At 66.8% G+C, this 21181-nt stretch carries 16 protein-coding genes; 5 read left to right on the forward strand and 11 right to left on the reverse strand.

The window, feature by feature from the left end; translation table 11 throughout:
- Positions 1–89: 89 nt before the first annotated feature.
- Entirely contained in the window at positions 90–1451 is a 1362-nt protein-coding gene (locus HMI58_RS03350; RefSeq protein ID WP_345890609.1) for a phosphotransferase, read from the forward strand.
- Here the strand turns inward: HMI58_RS03350 and HMI58_RS03355 are convergent.
- From HMI58_RS03355 to HMI58_RS03365, 3 genes are read right to left on the reverse strand one after another with little or no spacing between them, the layout of a single operon-like run.
- The gene (locus tag HMI58_RS03355) at positions 1448–4981 is read right to left on the reverse strand and encodes an ATP-dependent DNA helicase (protein ID WP_318779115.1); all 3534 of its coding nucleotides are present in this window, start codon (positions 4979–4981) and stop codon (positions 1448–1450) included. The two genes, HMI58_RS03350 and HMI58_RS03355, sit on opposite strands and share 4 nt — an antisense overlap.
- Positions 4978–8214 (reverse strand): ATP-dependent DNA helicase, encoded by a 3237-nt coding sequence (locus HMI58_RS03360; RefSeq protein ID WP_171618142.1) that lies wholly within the window; start codon positions 8212–8214, stop codon positions 4978–4980. Before HMI58_RS03360 ends, HMI58_RS03355 begins: the two co-directional genes overlap by 4 nt.
- On the reverse strand, positions 8211–8696 hold the full coding sequence (locus tag HMI58_RS03365) for an MGMT family protein (protein ID WP_171618143.1): 486 nt from the start codon (positions 8694–8696) through the stop codon (positions 8211–8213). The genes HMI58_RS03360 and HMI58_RS03365 overlap by 4 nt, the downstream gene beginning before the upstream one ends.
- Positions 8697–8761: 65 nt before the next feature.
- Between HMI58_RS03365 and HMI58_RS03370 the strand changes: the two genes are divergently transcribed.
- The 4 genes from HMI58_RS03370 (at position 8762) to HMI58_RS03385 (ending at position 12302) form a co-directional block, all read left to right on the forward strand.
- Positions 8762–9448, forward strand: coding sequence for a 3'-5' exonuclease (locus HMI58_RS03370; RefSeq protein ID WP_171618144.1), 687 nt, complete (start codon positions 8762–8764; stop codon positions 9446–9448).
- A gap of 240 nt (positions 9449–9688) precedes the next feature.
- The gene (locus HMI58_RS03375; RefSeq protein ID WP_171618145.1) at positions 9689–10663 is read left to right on the forward strand and encodes an ATP-binding cassette domain-containing protein; all 975 of its coding nucleotides are present in this window, start codon (positions 9689–9691) and stop codon (positions 10661–10663) included.
- The gene (locus HMI58_RS03380; protein WP_171584072.1) at positions 10663–11409 is read left to right on the forward strand and encodes a methionine ABC transporter permease; all 747 of its coding nucleotides are present in this window, start codon (positions 10663–10665) and stop codon (positions 11407–11409) included. The genes HMI58_RS03375 and HMI58_RS03380 overlap by 1 nt, the downstream gene beginning before the upstream one ends.
- 53 nt (positions 11410–11462) lie before the next feature.
- Positions 11463–12302, forward strand: coding sequence for a MetQ/NlpA family ABC transporter substrate-binding protein (locus HMI58_RS03385; protein WP_171584071.1), 840 nt, complete (start codon positions 11463–11465; stop codon positions 12300–12302).
- A 79-nt stretch (positions 12303–12381) separates the two neighbouring features.
- Here HMI58_RS03385 and hemL read toward each other — a convergent pair whose 3' ends face one another.
- The 8 genes from hemL to hemE form a co-directional block, all read right to left on the reverse strand.
- Positions 12382–13707 carry a glutamate-1-semialdehyde 2,1-aminomutase gene (gene hemL, locus HMI58_RS03390; protein WP_171618146.1) on the reverse strand — a complete coding sequence of 442 codons (1326 nt, stop codon included), beginning with the start codon at positions 13705–13707 and terminating at the stop codon, positions 12382–12384.
- Positions 13704–14690, reverse strand: coding sequence for a porphobilinogen synthase (gene hemB, locus HMI58_RS03395; protein ID WP_171618147.1), 987 nt, complete (start codon positions 14688–14690; stop codon positions 13704–13706). Before hemB ends, hemL begins: the two co-directional genes overlap by 4 nt.
- Before the next feature lie 35 nt (positions 14691–14725).
- The gene (locus tag HMI58_RS03400; protein WP_171618148.1) at positions 14726–15643 is read right to left on the reverse strand and encodes a uroporphyrinogen-III synthase; all 918 of its coding nucleotides are present in this window, start codon (positions 15641–15643) and stop codon (positions 14726–14728) included.
- Positions 15640–16593 (reverse strand): hydroxymethylbilane synthase, encoded by a 954-nt coding sequence (hemC, locus tag HMI58_RS03405; RefSeq protein WP_171584067.1) that lies wholly within the window; start codon positions 16591–16593, stop codon positions 15640–15642. The genes HMI58_RS03400 and hemC overlap by 4 nt, the downstream gene beginning before the upstream one ends.
- On the reverse strand, positions 16590–17804 hold the full coding sequence (locus HMI58_RS03410; protein WP_171618149.1) for a ferrochelatase: 1215 nt from the start codon (positions 17802–17804) through the stop codon (positions 16590–16592). Before HMI58_RS03410 ends, hemC begins: the two co-directional genes overlap by 4 nt.
- Positions 17801–18517, reverse strand: a complete 717-nt coding sequence (hemQ, locus tag HMI58_RS03415; RefSeq protein WP_171618150.1) for a hydrogen peroxide-dependent heme synthase — start codon at positions 18515–18517, stop codon at positions 17801–17803. Before hemQ ends, HMI58_RS03410 begins: the two co-directional genes overlap by 4 nt.
- Positions 18518–18617: 100 nt before the next feature.
- Entirely contained in the window at positions 18618–20087 is a 1470-nt protein-coding gene (gene hemG, locus HMI58_RS03420) for a protoporphyrinogen oxidase (RefSeq protein ID WP_171618151.1), read from the reverse strand.
- A 2-nt stretch (positions 20088–20089) separates the two neighbouring features.
- Positions 20090–21151, reverse strand: coding sequence for a uroporphyrinogen decarboxylase (gene hemE / locus HMI58_RS03425; RefSeq protein WP_171584063.1), 1062 nt, complete (start codon positions 21149–21151; stop codon positions 20090–20092).
- Positions 21152–21181 lie beyond the last annotated feature (30 nt).

A 21181-nucleotide genomic window follows, 5' to 3' on the forward strand; every position in this document is an offset into this window, starting at 1 on the left:
GTGCTTTTCGGCGGAGGGCGGACGAGGTTCTGACGACTCGCCGCCCGTTACCACCCCATTATGCGGATGGCAGCCCTACCGTTGAGGATGTGAAACGGACACCCATGGAACTCGCCGCGATTGCCAGCGCCGCCGTACCCGGGCTTACCCCCACCGGGGTGGCAGGCGTCCCGGATGACGCTGCAGACTTCGAATCGGCGCTGTTGGTCGACGATTCGGGGAAGCAGTGGCGGGTGCGGTCGCCGAAGCACCCCGACGCCTCCATGAGGCTCGAAACCGAGCTCCAGGCGCTGAAAGCCTTCACCCCCGCGATGCGGGCGGAACTGCCGTTCCAGGTACCCCACATTGCCGGAACCCTGCGCCACGGCGAGCTGTGCACGTTCGTGTACGCCCATCTGGAAGGGTCCCCCCGCGAATTGGACGGCCTAGCCGCCGGAGGCCCCGAGATGGTCCGCGAACTGGGACGCACGCTTGCCGCCATTCATGATCTTCCCCCGCTGTTGGTCCACAACGCCGATTTGCCCAGTTACGAGGCGAACGAGTTCCGGCAGCGGAAGCTGAACGAACTCGATCAGGCAGCCATCACGGGCCGCATCCCCGCCCACCTCCTGCGACGCTGGGAGCACGCCCTGGAGGACGTCACCCTGTGGCGGTTCCACCCAACGGTGGTCCATGGGGACCTGCATGAGGACAACCTGGTAATTTCGGCCGGTCGGGTGAGCGCTGTGACCGGATGGACCGATCTCCGGGTGGGCGACCCCGCAGACGACTTCGCCTGGCTCCTGGCCGCCACGAACCCGCGTTTCGCCGTCGAGGTCCATGACGCGTATCTCTCCGCCCGTGCGGACGCCGCCGACCCGCACCTGATGCGGCGCGCCGCGTTGGCTGCCGAGTTCGCGCTGGCGCAGTGGCTCGTGCGGGGCGTGGCCATGGACAACGCTGAAATGATCGCCGAGGCGGAAGACATGATGGCCACGCTCGATCGTGACCTGCAGGCCGAAGAAGCATCGGCCGCCGCCTACCTGGCAGCGCAGGAAGCCCACCTAGCAGAACAGGGCCCTGCTGGCGGAACCGACGATGGCTTCGACAGTTACGACGGTCATCCTAACGACAGTGACGGTTTCGACGACAGTGCCAGTATCGACGACAGTGCCAGTATCGACGACAGTGCCAGTATCGACGACGGTGACCTGCACAACGACACGGACGCGTCCGACGACGGCGTTGAGGGGCGGGATCCCCGGGACGGCGAGCTGTCGGACGAGGACCATCTCGCCGGCACCACCCCGGAGGAACTCGTAGCCGAGGTAACTTCCGGGCAGGATCTCCGTGAGGAGGAGCTTGCCGACGAAGATCCCGCCGCCACGAAAACAGGAGGCGCAGTTTCCGTTTCCCGGGTTCCCACCGAGGACACCGAAACGACAGCGCTCCCCATCATCAAGTCCAGCTAGTCCCGGGCGGCCCGCTGGGTCGGCGCATCGCGGGAGGTCGGGGGCGCAGCGGTCGCCCTCTGAATGATGTTCTCCAGCCCCGCCTCGTCAGCCAGATCGTAGGGACGAATCACTGTGTCGGTGCTGGCATAGTAAAAGGCCGCCTGGACTGATTCCAGAGGAACCTCCTTCAGCCGCGCCCAGGCCAGCCGGTACAGAGCCAGCTGCACTGAACGGACAGCGAGTTTCTCCCGGGACGGTGGGGTACCGGTTTTCCAGTCGACAAGCTCCCAGTTGCCGTGACCGTCGCTGAACACTGCGTCGATCCGGCCCCGAACCACCAGGGAACCCACCTTCGTCTCGATCGGCACTTCAAGTTCCACGGGCACGCGTTGCGCCCAGACGGAGTTCCTGAAAGTGCTGATCATTTCCTCCAGATCAAGTGCCTCGTCTATGTGTGAGTCCGCTCCCGGGGTCTCGCCGAGGTCCAGCATCCCGCTCGTTCCGTAGTACTCCTCGATCCAGGAGTGGAAGGCAGTTCCTCGGCGCGCAGCCATTCCGGGGCGCCGAGGAACCGGCCGCCGAAGCTGGCGCGCGACGGCGGCTGGGTCGTCGGAGAGTTCCACCAGTAGCGACGCCGATATGTGCGCGGGCAGCTCCACTGCAGAGCTCACCGCGTGACGTGAATGCCGGGCGAGGGCCAACCGGGTTTCGTCGGCCCAGCGGCCGCCCGCGACGTGGGACGGGTCGTCACTACCGGCTGTGTCTCGGGGCGCACCGGCCGTTTGCTCGGCTGCTGCGGCAAGCACCGCTGAGGCAGCGGCCTCAACTCCCGGCCGGCGCGACCGAAGGGGATCTGCGGGCCAGGCAGCCCGTGCCAGCACTGAGTTCGCCGGATTGGTATCCCCCTCATCCTCCTCAGGCAACCAGCCAAGGAGAGTGAAGCCAGGTTGACGCTGCTCTGCGAGTTCACGCAGCTCGGTGAGGTACGGCGACGGTGGCGTCGGTTTGGAACGGCCCCCGCCCCATGCCGCCGAGGTGCAGACGAGGACGAACTTGGCCCGGGTGAAAGCCACATAGGCAAGCCGTCGTTCTTCCCGCTCGGCGTGGTAGCGGGCTTCGGCGGTGAAGTCCTTCTCACTGGCGATCCAGGACACCTGGTCGGGCTGCTCCCAGTCCCACTGTGGGAGTTCGGCAGCGTCTCCCCGGAGGTTCCAGGGAATCGCCGAATCGCCGCTGCTCCACCGGGAGTCCGAACCGCTGGGGAACGACCCTTCGTTGAGGCCCGGGACAAGCACGATGTCCCATTCCAGGCCCTTCGCTGCGTGCACTGTCAGCAGCTGCACGGCCTCCCGGTTAGTCTCCAGCTGGGTGACGGGCAGGCCGTCCTCCTCGGCGTCAGCTGCCTCAAGCCAGGCCAGAAAAGCCGCCAGGTCAACACGTTCAGCGGTCGAGCTGAACCCGGCCACCGCCTCGACAAATGCATCGAGATTCCGCCGGGCCTCGTGGATACCGACCTGGGGCTTTGCTGCCACCTCGATATCGAGCAGAATCCGGCGTTCCACCTCGTTGATCAGTGTGGTCAGGTCATCACCAACGAAATCCCTGAGGACGCGCAGCTCATCGCGGAGGCTGGTCAGGCGGGTACGGCCCTCGGCACTCAGCCCCCGGCCGCTTCCCGATACCCAGTCAACCGGCGGAAGCTGGTCGACCGCCTCGACCAGGCTGCCCGCTTCCACTGTGTCAGGCAGGACCACTGGCTCGTTCGGGTCCTTGCTGACCCCCGTGCCAGGCTCCGCCTCGGGACCGGCGCCCTGCCCGGTCGCCGAGAACATTCTGCGCCTGGCCAGCTGCCGGGACCAGTCGCCCAAAGCCATAATGTCCGCCGCACCGATCCGCCACCGCGCGCTGGAGAGCAGTCGGAGCAGGGAGTCCGACCGGTCCGGATCGCCGAGCACCCTCAGCACCGCCAACAGCTCAACAATTTCGGGGGTGCGGAGCAGTCCGCCCAGCCCAATGATCTGGACGGGGATGCCGCGCCGTTCAAGTTCAGCCCTGATCGGTTCAAACTGCCGGCGCCCGCGACAGAGCACTGCCACAGTTGGTTTGAGCCGCCGGCCGTCGGCGCCGCGTTCAAACGAACGACGCCGGTGCTGGACCACCTGGTCCGCGAGGATTGCCGCCTCACCCGGCAGCGTGCCGGTGTGATTCGACCCGGTGTGATTCGATACGGATTGATTCGTCACTGTCGCCTCGCAGAGGAACCGTCCCAGGTAGACCTCGCCCACACCTGCCCGTGGTTTGGGTTCGAGCGGGGGAACGAACAGGGTGGTGGACCGGAGCCAGCTGGGGGTCTGGTTGAGTTCCGCGGCGACTGTGTTCGCCGCAGCGAGGATACTGGTTCCATTGCGCCAGGCGACCGAGAGGTTGGCCACCGGTGACGGACGGAGCCCGTCGTCGACAGTCAGAGGGAATGTGTGGCGGAAGGTGCCGAGCTGGCCCGCCGACGCCCCCCGGAACCCATAGATCGACTGGTGGGGGTCCCCTACCGCGGTGACCGCCCGGCCGTCCCCGAACAGCTTGGAGAACAGCACCATCTGGGCAAACGAGGTGTCCTGGAACTCGTCCAGCAGCACCACCTTGAACTTGCGTCGCTCCATTTCGACTGCCTCGGGAATGTCACTGACGATCCGGGCGGCAAGTGCCACCAGGTCACCGAAGTCGAGCTGTCGGCGGGAATGTTTGGCGTCGGAGTAGTGCTCGACCAGTTCCGTGACGGTGATCCGGGTCCGCAGCTTGTCCAACAGTTTCGACACCGCCTGGGCCGGGCGGCGGGACGTGCCTGCGGCGTACTCCAGCTCGCCCACGGCCGAGATCTGTTCCCGAAGAATCCCCCGCACCTCCGCGGGGGTCACCAGGTGTTCGGCGCATTCCCCGGCCATCGACAGGACAGCTTTCACCAGGGTGGATTTCGCGGCACTGAAGTGTTCCCACTCTCCCTCGTAGGCCTCCACCACTGAGCTGGACAGCTGCCAGGCCTGCGCGGCGCCCAGCAGTACCGAATCCCGTTCCACCCCGATCCGCAGCCCGTAGTCCTGCACGATCGCGTTCGCGTAGGAGTGGTAGGTGGAGACGCTGGGATCGAGGCGGTCTTCGTCAACCTCGTCGTAGCCGGCCGCATGCAACGCCGGGTAGAGGGCGGCGAGCTGCTGCCGGATCCTCGTGGACAGCTCCCCCGCTGCCTTCTTGGTAAAGGTCACTCCGAGGATCTGTTCGGGACGTACCTGAGCGTTCGCCACGAGCCAGACCACGCGGTCAGCCATCGTCTTCGTCTTGCCCGATCCGGCACCCGCAATCACGAGCAGCGGCTCCAGGGGCGCTTCAATGATCGTGACCTGGTCGGGCGTCGGGTATTGCACCGGCGAATCCGGGTCCTGGTGCAGCAATTCGGCCAGCTCCCGCGCGGAGAACCTCGGTACAGGGCGGTTCTCCGGAGCTTCACCACGAGTGGGGGTGGCAATGGAATCGGTAGGTGGTGCCTGGCTGGTCACTCGGTCACCTGCCGGCCCTCTGGGCACAGCGGACAGATCTCGGGAAGCCTGCACCCCGATCCGCCGTGACCCGAGCGTTTCGGATCGTGAACCGTGTCAAACTGCGCTGCGGACATCAGACCCGCTGCCTCCTCGATCATTTCCCTCGCCCACCGGTCGTCAGTGGACAGTGCTGGTTGTTGTTGGACTCCCGCTTCCTTGCGGGTGGTGCCGAGCTGAACCAGTGCCGCACCGCCGGATCCGGGGGCCAGCCCGCCCGTCAGCGCACCCTCGTTCAGGGCCACCTGGTACGAGGCAAGCTGAGGGTGCTGTTGAAGGTCTGCCTGCGGCGGTGAGGACTTCCCCGTTTTGAGGTCGACAATAACCAGCCGGCCCTCGGCATCAATTTCCAGGCGATCGATCTGTCCACGGAGCCGCGCGACACGCTGCTCGTCCCCGACTGCAACCTCAAGGTCGACCTCGAAGTCCACCTCCGTGCCGACCAGCGACCGGCCCGACTTCCGCATCATCAAGACGTAGCCGGCGAGCTTCCGGACCATCTGCTCGGCCCGCTCGAAGTCGATCTTCCCTTCCCAGTTCTCCTTCATGCCCAGGGACGGCCACCGCCGCTGCAGCTCCTCGACATACTGGTTGCCGGTCGCCTCCGGATAGTCCTGGGCGATCCCGTGCACCAGCGTCCCCAGCGATCGGGCGAAGTCCATCGTCGGTTCGCCACCGGCGGCCGAGACGAACCAGTTCAGCGGCGACTTCAGCACGGCGTCGACCTTGGAGGGCGATACCGGGATTGGTTGGTCCGCTGGCGCGACAGGCGACGTGGTTGACAGTTCCTTCAGGCCCCACCACGCGTTCGGATGTGCGCCGGGTACTTCCGGCGAATGATTGACCATCGTTCCCAGGTGGCGCGCCGCCTCCGCTGAAAGGTCCGGGTGCGTGGGGGCCTGCTGCGCATACTTCCTGAGTTCCGCAACCAGTGCCCGGAGGGTCAGCGGTCGCTGCACCTCGGTGCGGGGTCGCTCCAGCTGGCCCGGCGGAAGCGGATCCACCAGATCGAGGAACGGGGACGGTTGCGCCACATCTGAAGCGACAGCACAACAGATGAGTTCCTCGGCCGCCCGTGACACGGCAACCGAGAAGCTTCGTAGCTCATCGAAGCGAATCTCCTGCATCAGGATCAAGGGGTCACGGTGCCGCCGGAAGTCGGCTCCGTGATCCATCAGCGCGGTGAGCTCCCCGGACCCCAGCAATTCCCCCCGCAGCCGGAGGTTTGGCCAGACGCCCTCCTGGATACCGGCGACGATGACCACGGGCCACTGCCTGCCCGCCGCGCTGGCAGGGGTGAGCAGGGCGACCGATTCCTGCTTCTGGGCGCGCGGAGCCAGGGTGTCCATGGGCAGTTCCTGGCTGGTCAGATACTCAAGGAATCGTGCTGGCGGAGCACCTGGCACCTGGTCGACGAATCGTTCAGCGGTCTGGAAGAGGGCGACGACGGCGTCAAGGTCGCGGTCGGCCCGGGCCGACGACGGCCCGTCCGCCACTGCCGCGTCAGCCCATTTGGAGGACCATCCGGAGGCCTCCCACAGGGCCCACAACACCGTCTCGGGGTTGGCTCCGGGTGCGTCGAGCGCAGCGGTTCCAGCGGCGATCACGCGACAGATCCGGCGTGCCGCCGTACCGCCCTGCAACCCGGAGCTGAGCAGCTGGGGATCGGTCAGCGCTTCCACGAGCAGTTCGTCGCTGGTACGTCCGCGGCCGGACGCCACCTCCTCCTGGCGGAGACTCTGGCGTAGCCGACGAAGTTCAAGGGTCCCGGCTCCCCCTATCCGCGAGCAGAGCAGTGAAACGGCTACCTCGGCGTCGAGGTGGACCTGTCCCAGCACCACACCGAAGATGTCCAGGAGTGGCTTCACCGCAGGTTCGTCGCGGATGGCGCGCTCGGCCGCCGGAACGTTAACGGGAATGCCCTGGCCCGTCAGGTAGCGCTGGAACTCGTTCACCTGTGCGCCGGTCCGGACAATTACTGCGACATCGGCGAGGCTTCGTCCGCCGAAGAGCTGTGCCTCGAGAATGCGTTGGGCAACGTACCGCAGTTCGTGGAACGAAGAATCGACCAGGTGCGCCGAAACGTTGGTCGTTCCCGCGGTTGGAACGGTTCCCGTGCCCGGCGTCGGAACTTCAAGCGTCCTGTACACCGGCGAACCGCCCACCACCGAGATGCGTGAGGCGACGTTCTGCCAGGCACTGGCCAGCGGGCCTGACAACCGGTGGGAAGCCGTGAGCGCAATGGTGTGGAGTTCAGTGGTGGACGTCAGGTCTGTTGCGAGTCTCCCGGTGAGCTCCGGCCGGGCACCCCTGAATCCGTGGACCACCGTGTCCGGGCACGACGCCACCAGTACGTCGCGGTCCCGGGCCAGCAGGGTCAGCAATGCGTGGACGGCCGCGTTGGACTCCTGGTAGTCATCCACCAGTATCAGCCGCAGGCGGGCACGCTCCTGATCGAGGAACTCCTCATCGAACTCCAGCAGGTGCCGGGCGGCGGTCAGGACTCCGGCAGGGTCAAAGGCTTCGGGCATCCGCAGGTCCACGACGTCGCGGTACTCACGGTACAGCTGAGCGCCAGCCGTCCAGTCGGGCCGGTCGAACCGGCGGCCCAGATCCGCGAGTTCGGCCGGGTCCATTCCGTATTCGCTGACCCGGTCGAACAGCTCCCTGACCTCTTGCCTGAACCCACGGGTGCCCAGGGCCAGGGACAGCCCGTCCGGCCAGCCGAGCGCGATGACCCCGGGCCGGTTGTGGCCGTCCAGGAGTTCCTTGATGATGAGGTCCTGCTCAGCGCCGGAGAGTAGCCGGGGGCTGCGGACCAGCTCCGGCATCCTGCCGGCGATCCGTGCCCTGCGGATCAGGTCAAACGCGTAGGAGGTCCAGGTGCGCGCCGGTGCGGTGCTGAGGCTCCGGTTTAGGCGGGCGGTCAATGCGTCACGCAACCGGGCGGCACCCAGTCGTGAGGGGGCAAGCATCAGCACCGTCGACGGGTCGAGATCCTCCTCGTTGATCCGGCGCACGGCCGACTCGATCAGGACGGTTGACTTGCCGGTGCCGGGGCCGCCGAGCACCAGCACCGGCCCGCTGCCTGCACCCAGCTCAACAACCCGGAGCTGCTCGGGGCTGAGGTGGGGTACTGAGGAGGCGGGCTCATCGGCGCCCGGAGCGGTCACCAGCCGTGGTATCAAACTCATGGCAACAGCTCATCACGGGCCACTGACATTTTCGCCGCAGCCTTCTGAGACGCAATTCTTTCGCCTGACACAGTCTCAGCCGATCCCGGGAGGGCCGCTGCCGGATCGGAGTAGGCCGCAAGGCGGTCGCGGATGCCGTCGAGGATGGTGCGTTCCTGGGCTGTCGGATGCCAGCGTCCCGCCCGCATATCGATTGTGTACCCGGCTGCGGACCCTTCCACTTCCGGTTCTTTGGTGCGCAGCGGAGTTCCTTCTGCCGTGTAGAAGGGCACCGCCCGTGCGCTGAGGCCGCGGGGTGGCTGCCCACTCGCGCGGATAACCCGCCACCAGGGCACGCCGTCCCCGGAGCGGGACATCGCAGCCCCCACCTGGCGCGGGCCTGCCATTTCCAGGAGTTCGGCAATGTCGCCGTAGGACAACACCAGGCCGGCGGGAATCTGCTCCGCCACCTCATACACCGCCTCAGCAAAGTCCGCACGCATGAATTCCAGCCTAGCCGGAGGAACCTCCCCGAAAATGTCGTAGCCGACCGATAGCGTCTTGAGGTATGGACAGTTGGCACCACCACCCCCGCGCAGCATTTGATCTCGAAACCACCGGACGCGATCCGCAGCAGGCGCGGATTGTGACCGCCTCGATCCTGCTGGTCGACGGCGACGGGGCGCTGCTGGAACAGCACGAATGGCTGGCTGACCCCGGTGTCGAGATTCCCGCCGAGGCCGCAGCCATCCACGGGGTCAGCACCGAACGGGCCCGTCGGGACGGCCAACCGGTGCAGCAGGTTGTCGGACAGGTCGCTGCGGTCCTCGGCCGGTTGTTCGCCGCGGGCACCCCGGTGCTTGCCTTCAATGCCCGTTACGACTTCACCGTGCTGGCCCGCGAAGGCGAACGTCACGGCGTATCGGTGCCGCTGCCGTTCCCCGTGCTGGATCCTTACATCATGGACAAGCAGGCGGACCGCTACCGGCGCGGCAAACGGACCCTGACCGCCATGTGCCAGCACTATGGGGTGCCATTCGAGAACGCCCACACCTCGGCCGCCGATGTACTGGCGACGTTACGGGTGGCAGCGGTCCTGGCTGCCCGGTTCCCCCGCCTGCAGCACCCGGCCGATGCGCTTCACGCATCGCAGGTGGTGTGGGCGGCGCGGCAGGCCGAGAGCTTTCAGGAGTACCTCCGCCGCGAGGACCCGTCGGCAGTGGTCGAGGGGCGTTGGCCGGCAATCGCCTCCTAGCCACCGCTCCCCACTTCTTCCGCCTCGCCTCGTCACCGATTCAGCGCTTCCCAACGACGAGCAGTCGAAGATTCTTCGAGTATCGTCGCGCAGATCCCGGATTGGCAATGTCAGCGTGATGCTTAGCACAAAAGTTCAGTCACTTCTTTCATGCGTGTGAAGATGGCTTGGGCGCTGGCGAGTGCGCCCGCCACCAGGATCCATCAAGGCCCTGGGGCGCATCTGCAACCGTGAGGGCCAATGATCACCGTCTCCGACCTGCGCAAGACCTACCAGCAGGGCACCCGCACCATCACCGCTCTGGACGGTGTGTCTCTGACAGTGCCGCGGGGGTCAATCCACGGGATCATTGGGCACTCAGGTGCCGGAAAGTCCACCCTCGTCCGGTGCCTGACCCTCCTCGACCGTCCCACTTCGGGCTCAGTGACGATCGACGGCCGGGAACTCACCGCGGTCCCCGATTCACAAATCCGCACCGCACGACGTCGGATCGGAATGGTGTTCCAGCACGCGAACCTGATGGATTCGCGGACAGCAGCGCAGAACGTCGCCCATCCGCTGGAGCTGGTGAAGACGCCGAAGGCCGACATTGCCAGCACTGTCGCACGGCTCCTGGACCTGGTGGGCCTCGCCGGTTTCGCTGACGCCTACCCCTCGCAGCTTTCCGGCGGTCAGAAACAACGGGTCGGGATTGCGCGGGCCCTGGCCTCCGACCCGGATGTGCTGCTCTGCGACGAACCCACATCAGCCCTCGACCCAACGACCACCGATGACATCCTGGACCTGATCCACAATCTCACCGACACCCTGGGCTTGACCGTGCTCATCATCACGCACGAGATGAATGTCGTGAAGCGCATCTGCGACTCGGTTTCCCTTCTGGAAGATGGACGCGTTGTGGAGCATGGCCAACTGCGGGACGTCGCCGCCAAGCTTGACGGGAAGCTGTCGCAGGCACTCCTGCCATTGCCAGCCCACCGACCTGGCGACCGGCCGGCCCTTGAACTATTGCTGGCCGGTGACGTCGCCTCCGGGCCCGTCCTATCCGACCTTGGACGCCAGTTCGACCTGAGGATCAACGTGCTGGCCGGAAGTGTGGAGACGCTTGCAGACAGCCGGTTTGGCCGGCTCCGCATCGAGGTCGAGGAGCCAGCGCCGATCGATGAAATGCTCGAGTACCTGCAGGCCCAGGGCGTCTCGGCGAAGGTGGCGTAATGGAATTTCTTGATCAGCTGTTCACCAACCCTGGCATCACCCGCGCGTTGCCCGAGGAGTTTGCTGCGACCCTGCAAATGGTCGGCATCTCGGGGTTCTTTACCCTGTTGATCGGGCTGCCCCTGGGTGTCTTCCTGTCAGCCAGCGCCCCCGACGGGCTCCGTCCCATGCCACTGACCAACAAGGTGATCAGCGGCGTCGTCGTCAACATCACCCGTTCCATTCCATTCGCCATCCTGATGGTTTCGCTGATCCCGCTGGCCCGGCTCCTGACCGGCACGTCGATCGGACCGGTCGCGGCGTCGGTGTCACTGAGCATTGGAGCCATCCCGTTCTTCGCACGCCTGGTCGAGACGTCACTGAGGGACGTGAGCAGCGGGAAGATCGATGCCGCCCTCGTGATGGGATCCACCCGGATGCAGGTGGTGAGCAAGGTCCTGCTTCGTGAGGCGCTTCCTGGCCTGATCGCCGCGTTCACGACGACGCTGGTCACCCTGGTCGGCTACTCGGCGATGGCAGGGATCATCGGCGGTGGCGGGCTCGGACGCCTGGCCTACAACTACGGCCTGCAACGATTCGACACCACAGTCATGGTGGTGGTGATCATCATCATCGTGCTCATTGTGCAGGCGATCCAGCTTGCCGGTGATGCCGCCGCCCGCCGCGTTGACCATCGCTCGGCCGCGACAGCCGGAAGCGGCAAACGCCTCCGCCGTCGGGCAGCCGTCCAGGTGGTCGGCAGCTAGCCCACCAGGTCACAAGTCTTTTTGTAAGTCATCTTGAAAGGAAACCAATTCTGTTGCGCAAGCTACTCACCCTCACCATCACCGGTGTCGCTGCTTCCCTGGCCCTGAGCGCCTGTGGAGGGTCGGCGGATACCGAGGTCGTCTCCTCGCTGGACCCGGCGAACCCCCAGACCATCACCGTTGGCGCAAGCCCGCAGCCCCACGCCCGGATCCTCGAGTTCGTCGATGAAAATCTGGCCGAAGACGCAGGGCTCGACCTGGAGATCACCGAGTTCGACGACTACACCACCCCCAATATCGCTCTCAGCGACGGGGATCTGGATGCCAACTATTTCCAGCACCTGCCCTATTTCGAGAGCCAGGTCGAGGGTCAGGGCTACGAGTTCTCCCACGGCGAGGGTGTCCACATCGAACCGTACGCTGCCTTTTCCGAGCAGCACGGCGACATCGCTGATATCCCCGAGGGTGGACGCATTGCGATCACCAACGACCCGTCGAACCAGGCCCGTGCGCTGACCCTGCTGCAGGATGCCGGGCTGCTGGAGGATGTTGCCGAGGACGCGTCGGTGCTCGCCCTGTCCGACGAGCAAAACCCGATGGGTCTGGAGTTCATCGAGAACCAGCCTGAGCTGCTGCTCAACGACCTGCAGGATCCCAGCGTCGACCTGGCGATCATCAATGGGAACTACATTCTCGACGCCGGCCTGAGCACCACCGACGCTCTGGTGGTGGAGTCGCTGGACGGCAACCCGTATGCAAACTTCCTGGCATGGAACACCGCTTCGGAGGGTGACGCCCGGATCGACAAGCTGGAAGAGCTCCTCCACTCCCCCGAGGTCAAGGCCTACATCGAGGAGCAGTGGCCGAGCGGCGACGTCGCACCGGCTTCCTAAACGATACATAACCCAAAGAACCCCGCACCGAGAGCGCAGACCGTCTCGGTGCGGGGTTCTTTGTTGTCTTGAGTCAGGTTCAGTTGTCCGGAGTCGCTCCCGCTGCGGCGGCCGCTGCTGCGGGCAGCGCTTCGTAGATCCGGTTCATGGCCGCGTCGTCGTGCGCCGAGGACAGGAACCACGCCTCGAACACCGACGGCGGAAGGTAGACGCCTGAATCCAGCATTGAGTGGAAGAACGGTGCGTACCGGTAGGCCTGCTGCGCCAGCGCGTCGGCGTAGTTGTGCACGCCGCCCGACGACGTACCGAAGGCCACGCTGAACAGGTTCCCGGCCCGCTGGATGGAATGATCAACCCCGGCGCGGTCCAGTTCGCTGGACAGTGCCGTTGACAGGGCCAGCGAGGCGGAGTCGATCTGCCGGTAGACCTCCGGCGTTGCGGCGGTCAGCTGGGCTACCCCGGCCGCCATCGCCAGCGGGTTACCTGAGAGCGTGCCAGCCTGATAGACGGGACCGAGCGGGGCGAGGTGGTTCATTACCTCTTCGCGGCCGCCGAGGGCCGCCGCGGGAAGGCCACCACCAATCACCTTTCCGAAGGTCAGCAGGTCGGGGGTCCAGGCCTCGGCAGTGTCAGCGACACCCCCGGTGAGGCCCCAGTACCCGCCCGCGCCCACCCGGAATCCGGTGAGGACCTCGTCGACGATGAGCAGCGCGCCATGCGCCGCAGTAATCCTGGCGAGACCGGCGTTGAAACCGGGACCGGGGGTGACGACGCCCATGTTGGCAGGCGCTGCCTCGGTGATTACCGCGGCGATTGAATCTCCGTGTTCGGCGAACGCGGCCTCGACAGCGGCAAGGTCGTTGTAGGGCAGGACCAGTGTCTCGGCGGCGGTGGCCGCGGTGACTCCGGCTGAGCCGGGCAACGCCAGGGTGGCCACGCCGGAGCCAGCGGCGGCCAGCAGCGAGTCGAGGTGACCGTGATAGCACCCGGCGAACTTCACGATCAGGTTGCGTCCGGTGTAGCCACGGGCGAGCCGGACAGCGGTCATGGTGGCTTCGGTGCCCGTGGAGACCATCCGGAGACGTTCCACGGCTGGCACCCTATCCTGCACCAGCTGTGCCAGATCGGCCTCAGCGGGGGTGGACGCTCCAAAGGACAGACCGTTGTCAGCGGCACGGTGCACCGCGTCCAGCACCGCAGGGTGCCCATGTCCGAGCAGGGCGGGGCCCCACGAGCAGACCAGGTCGACGTACTCCCGGCCGTCGGCATCGGTGACGTGCGGGCCCTTCGCGGAGACCAGGAAACGGGGGGTGCCTCCGACCGAACCAAAGGCCCTGACCGGCGAGTTCACACCGCCCGGCATCAGGGTCTGAGCCCTAGCGAAAAGATCTTCTGAAACGGTCATGAGTGTTGCTCCTTCAGCCAGCCGGCAAGTTCGGTGGCCCAATAGGTCAAAATAATGTTCGCGCCGGCGCGCTTGATGCCAAGGACAGATTCTTCGATGGCCCGGCGGCGGTCGATCCACCCGTTGGCCGCGGCGGCTTCGATCATGGCGTACTCACCGGAAATCTGGTAGGCGCCGACCGGCACGGGGGACAGCGCTGCGACGTCGGCGAGGATGTCGAGGTAGCTCATGGCGGGTTTGACCATCACCATATCCGCGCCCTCCTCAAGGTCCAGTTCGACCTCAAGCAGTGCCTCGCGGCGGTTGGCTGCGTCCATCTGGTAGGTGCGCCGGTCGCCCTGCAGCTGCGAGTCAACCGCCTCCCGGAACGGACCGTAGAACGCTGAAGCGTACTTGGCGGCGTAGGCCAGCACGGCTGTCTCCTGGTGTCCCGCTTCCTCGAGGGCCTGGCGGATGACCGCCACCTGGCCGTCCATCATCCCGGACGGCCCCAGCACATGCGCGCCAGCGTCCGCCTGGGCGACGGCCATCTCGGCGTAAATGGCGAGCGTGGCGTCGTTGTCGACCGTGCCGTCAGCGGCCAGGACACCGCAGTGCCCGTGGTCGGTGAATTCATCAAGGCACACGTCACTCATGATGACAAGGCCATCGCCCACCTCGGCGCGGACATCGGCGATTGCCCGGTTCAGCACGCCGTCCGGGTCCAGGCCGGCGCTGCCGGTCGCATCTCGGTGCGCCGGGACACCAAACAGCATGATGCCACCAACTCCCAACCCGACAGCTTCCGCTGCGGCACGCTTCAGGGAGTCGGTGGTGTGCTGGACCACCCCGGGCATCGAGGAAATAGGGTGTGGGCTGGTGAGGCCCTCCCTGATGAAGGCTGGCAGCACCAGCTCGGCGGGGCTGAGCCGGTGCTCGGCCGTCAGCCGGCGCAGCGCCGGTGTGGTCCGCAGCCGACGGGGCCGGTGTTGGGGGAAACTCATGGTGCTCCTTCTCTCTTGCACTTAGCCTGTCACGATCAGGGGTGGTCCCGCACCGCGGCGGCAACGGCGTCCGCTATTCCCGCGGGGGTCGGTTCCTCGGCGACGGCTGCGACGGGAATGCCCCACCGCACCGCTTCGGCAGCCGTGCTGGCGCCAATCATGACGGCGGCTAGACCGGCCGGGAAATTCGCTCCACTTGGTTTGGGCTTTTGTTCGCCCAGCCTGCGGACGGTACTCGGTGAGGTGAATACCACCGCGTCGACTGCGCCGTCGGCCACGGCCGCCCAGAACCCTGCGGGATCCAGTTCGGTCGGAGCCGAGGTCGCGGCCGACGTCGGCGCGTCCCGCTCGGCTTCCGGTGGGACCAGGGTGGTCAGCCGCCGTCCTGGAGCGGCCGGGTAGGCAACGGTGAGGTAGGCGATCACTCTATGAACATCCCAGCCCTGCCCGCTGAGCGAACGTTCCAGGGTGTCAGCCGCGAGGTCGGCCTGCGGGAGCAGGACTTGGCCTTCGGGTGGCAGCGTGCGCAGGGCTGCGGCCAGCCCGGACGCGGCGCTTTCCTGGCCGGTCCGCCCGGGCACCAGATCCACCCGGTACCCTTCGGCCGCCAGCGCACTGGCGGTGGCCTCGCCGACTGCCGCGACGCGGGTGTGGCGGGGCAACCCGCCGGGGAGATCCAGCCCGAGATGGGCGGACCGCTGTTTCAGGGCGCGGACGGTGGTGCTGCTCGTCACGACGAGCCAGCTGAAACCCCCCGACTGCAGGCGGTGCAGAGCTGCATCGAGCGGTCCGGTGTCATCGGGGATTTCGAAGTCAATGAGCGGCAGCAGTTTCACGGTCGCGCCCCGAAGGGCCAGTTCCCCGACAATCGGCCCTGCCTGGTCTGCCCCGCGCAGCAATACGGTGCTGACACCATCAAGCGGCAGCGCACCGGAGGCCGGGGCTGGGGTCATTGAGCGGTGAGTGGCGCGATGGTGGCTGCCCCCGCAGCAAGGAGGTCCTCAGCAAGCCCAACACCGAGCGCGTCGGCCCCGTCAACTGAGAGGTCCCGTCCCGAGCGGGCCAGGCGCAGCAGTTTCGTCCCGTCGAGGCTGCAGACCACTGCCTGCAGGGCAAGGACCCCCTCGTTGATCGTGGCGAGCGCCCCAATGGGTGCACTGCACCCCGCTTCGAGCCGGCGCAGGACGGCCCGCTCGGCTGTGACCGCCAGCCGGGTGCTCGTGTGGTCATAGTCGCGCAGGGCAGCGGCGAACGATGAGTCTTCGGCGTCGCTGGTCCGGCATTCAACGGCAAGGGCTCCCTGGCCCGGAGCCGGCAACATGACGGTCGGGTCGATGAGCTCGGTGATGTGTGAATCACGGCCGAGCCGGAGCAGCCCGGCTGCTGCGAGGACCACCGCGTCCAGGTCCCCGGGCCCCGAGTCACTGAGCCCAGCGACCCTGCCCAGGCGGGTGTCAACGTTGCCGCGGATGTCGATGACGTCCAGGCCGGGCCGGGCTGCACGCAACTGCGCCGCCCGGCGGGGGGACCCGGTTCCCACCGTGGCACCGTCAGGCAGGGTAGCCAGAGTCAGTCCGTCGCGGGCGCAGAGCGCGTCACGGGTGTCGGAGCGTTCAGGGATCGCAGCTACTGTCAGCCCGTCGGCGGGGGTGGTGGGCAGATCCTTCAGGGAGTGCACGGCAAGGTCACAGCGGTCATCGAGCAGCGCGTCGCGGAGCGCGGCGACGAACACCCCGGTCCCGCCGATCTGGGTAAGGGACCCCTTGTGGACGTCCCCCTCGGTGCGGATCCGGACCAGTTCGTGGTGCGCCCCGCTCAGGTCGCTAACCCGTTCGGCGACCGTGGTGGTCTGGGTGAGAGCCAGCGCGCTGGCGCGCGTACCAACCCGGAGCGGCTGGGTCACGAGGCCGGAGCCGTCCCCGAAACACCGACCGTCGAGTCGGCGGCAGCAACGGTAGGCTTCGGTCCCCGACGGTTGGCACAGCAGTTCGGTCGGCACACGTCGAACCAGGGTCCCAGGTTCGTTGCGGCGGGCCGTTCGGCAATGTTGTTATCAATGGTGCGTTCGCAGACCAGATCCACCAGCCCGGCCACGAATTTCTCGTGGGTTCCCGGAGTCGGGACACGCTCGGCGAGGATGCCCAGGTCGGCGCAGGTCTCCAGGGCCTCGGTGTCGAGGTCCCATTTCACTTCCATGTGGTCGCTGACGAACCCGAGGGGCACAATCACGACGCCCTTGGTACCGGCAGCGGCGAGGTCCTTGATGGCGTCGTTGATATCGGGCTCGAGCCACGGCACGTGGGGAGCGCCGGAGCGCGACTGGTAGACCAGCGACCAGTCGACGTTGGCCGAGGTCGGGATGCGGTCGAGGACCGCCTGCGCGGTGGCCAGGTGCTGGGCTACGTAGGCACCCTCTGCGTAGGCGGGACCGCCGTCGGCCTCGCCGTTGACCCGGGGGCCGGCAGCGTCGGCGTCACCGGTGGGAATCGAGTGGGTCGCGAACAGGATGTGCATCGGCGCGTCGGCTTCCCCGCTGTCGGCGAGCTTCCGGCGCAGCGCTGCCAGACCATCAGTCACCCCTTCAACGAAAGGCTCGACGAAGCCGGGGTGGTCGAAGTACTGACGGACTTTGTCCACTTCGAGCTTCCCGTCGAGGCCGGTCTCGACCAGGGCCATACCCAGGTCCTCGCGGTACTGGCGGCAGCTTGAGTAGCAGGAGTAGGCGCTGGTGGTGACAGTCAGGACGCGGCGATGGCCGGCGTCGTACGCCTCCTGCAGGGTGTCAGCGATGAACGGGGCCCAGTTGCGGTTGCCCCAGAACACGGGCAGGTCGATCCCGCGGCTGGCCAGTTCGGCTTCCATAGCTGCCTTCAGCGCACGGTTCTGTGCGTTGATGGGGCTGATGCCTCCATTGGCACGGTAGTGGTGCGAGACCTCTTCAAGCCGCTCGTCGGGGATCCCACGGCCGCGGGTGACGTTGCGGAGGAAGGGGATCACATCCTCCTGGCCCTCGGGTCCGCCGAACGAGGCGAGCACGATGGCGTCGTAGTTCTTTGGCGCCATCCGGCCGGAGTCGTCAACACCGTCGAGCGGGTGAAATGCCTGTGCGGTCATAGGAGCACCTCTGCAATCCCGGCGGTATCGATCCGCCGTCCGGTATAAAAGGGAATTTCGTCACGAACATGACGCCTGGCCTCTGTCTCACGCAGGTGGCGCATGAGGTCAACGAGGTCAACGAGTTCGGGGGCTTCAAGGGCCAGGATCCACTCCCAGTCGCCGAGCGCGAAGGAGGAGACGGTGTTGGACAGGACCTGCGGGTAGTCGCGGCCCTTCATCCCGTGGTCGTACAGCATTTCCCGGCGCTCTTCCGATGGCAGGATGTACCAGTCGTAGGAGCGGACGAACGGGTAGACGCAGACCCATTCGGCCGGCGGAACGTTGCGCGAGAAGGCCGGCGAGTGGCTCTTGGAGAACTCTGCCGCCCGGTGGACTCCCATCGCCGACCAGACAATCTCTGCGGACGCGAACTCGGCGGTGCGGCGGATTTTCCGGACTGCTGCCTGCAGCGCTTCGGGCTTGGATCCGTGGAGCCAGACCATGACGTCGGCTTCCTCACGCATCGCTGATACGTCGTAGAAGCCGCGCAGCGTGACCCCGTCCGCCTGAAGGGAGGCGACTACTGAGTCGAGTGATCCGGTGGCGGAGGGCTGCGTGAGCGCACTCCGCTTGAACACCGTCCACAGGGTGAAGAACTGCTCTGCCGCGACGTCGCCGTCGGTGGCTGTTGAAGGATTCTGCGTGTGCTCCGTGCGGGTTTGCTCACTCATGGTACTAGTCTGCCCCGCCGCAATGAGCAAACCGAAATTCAAAGGTTCTACTGCGCGTAGAAAGTCGCGAACATCACAGTGCCGCCGAATTTTCCGACCGCTAGGTGAGCCGGTCGGCCAGCGCTTTCGCCCGCACCCGTGCGTCGTCGATCACGGCGACGAGACCAGTTCCTGCCAGCCAGGCGCCGGTGATTTCCAGAGTTCGCTCAGCAGCGGCGGCGGCACGGACCCGTGCCACCAGGTCCCGGTGACCGACTGACGCGTGAGGGAGGGCGCCGTTCCAGCGGACCACCTTCCAGCCCACCACATCATCATCGGCAATCGGGGTCTCCAGCAGGGTCGATGCGTCGGCGAGCGCCTGCCGGTAGAGGCTGTCGTCATCGGCGAGTTCCTCCCCCACCTGCCCAGCCCTGCCATAGGACAGGCGCAGCACGTGCGAACCCGGCCCGGCCTGGTCGGCCAGCCACTGCCATTTGGCGGTGGCGTGGGTGAGGGCTTTGGCGCTGACTCCCTCGGCCCCCGCAGCCACCAGGACGCCGGTTCCCCGGGGATGTGCGTCGAGTTCCGGGACGTCGACCACGAGGGTCACCAGCGCAACGCCGGGAACCGCCCGGGGGCGGTCAGTGACCAGCCGCGGCAGTGCCTCACCCAGCAGGTCGACGGCGCCAGGCCCATCCACTGCCATCACGACGGCGTCTGCCGTCATCGTGGACTCGGTGCCGGTGGGTTCGGTGCCGGTGGAAGCGCTCGTGGTGATCGTCCAGCCGGTCCCGGCGCGTGCGATGCTGCGCACTTCGTTCCCGGGCTGCAGGTGAACGCCGGCGGCGCGCAGTTCAATGGTCAGCACCCGCGTGAGCTGGGCCATCCCTCCGCTCAGTCCCCCGACCGCTGATCCGGCCGGCGCTGCTGCGCGCATGGCGCCTACTGCAGCGCCGAGTGACCCGTGCTTCTTCATCATCTTGCGGAGGCCCGGTGCCACCGAATCGACGTCCAAGTCATCGGGGTCAGCCGAGAATACTCCGCCGACCACCGGGGCAACGAGACGGTCGAGGACGTCCACTCCCATCCGTGCGCGCACCACCTCGCCGAGGCTGACGCCGTCGTCCTTGTACAGGCTTCCGAGGGGCAGCACCCGGTCCAGGGATGCGCGCAGCGCTCCCGCCCGGCCGATGGCCTTAACGATGTCGGGGTCCAGCACGTCGGCGGGAATACCCAGGATGCCGCTGCGGGGCAACGGCATCGCGCTGTGCTGGGGGTCTTTTCCGGGGAACCGGATCCAGGCGCCCACCGGGTTGGGGGTGACCAGCAGGTCCCCGAGGCCCAGTTCGCGTGCCAGCGCCGGGACCGTCTCCGAACGGGTGGAGTAGGACTCGGCACCGCTGTCCAGCCTCAGCCCGGCGACCTCGTGGTCGGCAACGCAACCGCCGAAACCCGCTGAGCGCTCGAGGACTGTGACGTCCAGACCCCGGCCCACCAGCTCACGGGCCGCGATCAGCCCGGCCATTCCGCCACCGATGACGACGACGGTCTTGGCCGCCGCCTGGCGGGAAACAGTGGTGCGGTGCGGCATGGTTACGGTTCCACCGAGTGGACGAGTTCGACGATGCGCGTGAGGACCGTGGGATCGGTGTCCGGCGGTACCCCGTGGCCGAGGTTCACCACGTGGCCCGGGGCGGCTGACCCTGCCTTCAGTACGTCGAGCACGTGTGCTTCGAGCACCTCCCACGGCGCGGTGAGCAGGGCAGGGTCGATGTTGCCCTGCAGCGGAACCGTGCCGCCGAGACGCCGGTTGGCCTCGTCGAGGGGAAGCCGGTAATCCACTCCCACCACGTCCACCCCGACATCGCGCATGGCGACCAGCAGCTCCGAGGTGCCGGTCCCGAAATGGATGAGGGGTGCGCCGAGGCCCCTGACGAACTCGAGGGCACGGCCGGAGGCGGGGGCGACGTGTGCCTGGTAGTCCGCCAGACCGAGGGATCCAGCCCATGAATCGAACAGCTGCGCCGCGCTGGCACCGGCTTCCAGCTGGGCCCGGAGGAACTTGCCCGACGCGTCGGCAGCCCAGCGCGTAAGAGCACCCCAGGTCTCCGGGTCGGAGTGCATCATGGTGCGGGGGCCGAGGTGGTCGCGGGACGGTTTGCCCTCGACCATGTAGGCGGCGAGCGTGAACGGCGCGCCTGCGAAACCGATCAGTGGGGTGCTGCCGAGTTCAGCGACGGTCAGCGCGACCGCCTGCCGGATCGGTTCAAGCGCCTCGTCGGTGAGCTCCGGCAGCGCCGCGACGTCGGCGGCGGTGCGGATCGGGGAGCCGAGCACCGGCCCGATTCCCGGGACAATGTCGACGTCGACGCCAGCAAGTTTCAGCGGGATGACGATGTCCGAGAAGAAGATGGCCGCATCCGTGTCGTGGCGGCGGACCGGCTGGAGGGTGATCTCCGAGGCCATAGCCGGGTCCAGGCACGAGTCGAGCATTGCTGTCCCCTCCCGCAGTTTGCGGTACTCGGGCAGCGATCGCCCGGCCTGGCGCATGAACCACACCGGGCGACGGCTGGGCCGCTCACCGCGGTAGGCCGAGATCAGTGGCGAGGAGGAAGTCCGGCCATCTACCAGGGGGTGTGTTGCACTCAAAGTCATATCTCGATTGTGCCCAAGTTCGGACGGTTT

The organism is Arthrobacter sp. 147(2020) (assembly GCF_013116715.1).
Taxonomy (GTDB): Bacteria; Actinomycetota; Actinomycetes; order Actinomycetales; family Micrococcaceae; genus Arthrobacter_D.

What these genes read in the sequence shown, in the direction of transcription:
- hemL (WP_171618146.1), bottom strand. Translation starts at nt 13,707, where the DNA reads ATGACCGTTTCAGAAGATCTTTTCGCTAGGGCTCAGACCCTGATGCCG.
- hemE (WP_171584063.1), bottom strand. Translation starts at nt 21,151, where the DNA reads ATGACTTTGAGTGCAACACACCCCCTGGTAGATGGCCGGACTTCCTCC.
- HMI58_RS03365 (WP_171618143.1), bottom strand. Translation starts at nt 8,696, where the DNA reads ATGCGTGCGGACTTTGCTGAGGCGGTGTATGAGGTGGCGGAGCAGATT.
- hemG (WP_171618151.1), bottom strand. Translation starts at nt 20,087, where the DNA reads ATGCCGCACCGCACCACTGTTTCCCGCCAGGCGGCGGCCAAGACCGTC.
- HMI58_RS03380 (WP_171584072.1), top strand. Translation starts at nt 10,663, where the DNA reads ATGGAATTTCTTGATCAGCTGTTCACCAACCCTGGCATCACCCGCGCG.
- hemQ (WP_171618150.1), bottom strand. Translation starts at nt 18,517, where the DNA reads ATGAGTGAGCAAACCCGCACGGAGCACACGCAGAATCCTTCAACAGCC.
- HMI58_RS03360 (WP_171618142.1), bottom strand. Translation starts at nt 8,214, where the DNA reads ATGAGTTTGATACCACGGCTGGTGACCGCTCCGGGCGCCGATGAGCCC.
- HMI58_RS03400 (WP_171618148.1), bottom strand. Translation starts at nt 15,643, where the DNA reads ATGACCCCAGCCCCGGCCTCCGGTGCGCTGCCGCTTGATGGTGTCAGC.
- hemB (WP_171618147.1), bottom strand. Translation starts at nt 14,690, where the DNA reads ATGAGTTTCCCCCAACACCGGCCCCGTCGGCTGCGGACCACACCGGCG.
- HMI58_RS03410 (WP_171618149.1), bottom strand. Translation starts at nt 17,804, where the DNA reads ATGACCGCACAGGCATTTCACCCGCTCGACGGTGTTGACGACTCCGGC.
- HMI58_RS03370 (WP_171618144.1), top strand. Translation starts at nt 8,762, where the DNA reads ATGGACAGTTGGCACCACCACCCCCGCGCAGCATTTGATCTCGAAACC.
- HMI58_RS03375 (WP_171618145.1), top strand. Translation starts at nt 9,689, where the DNA reads ATGATCACCGTCTCCGACCTGCGCAAGACCTACCAGCAGGGCACCCGC.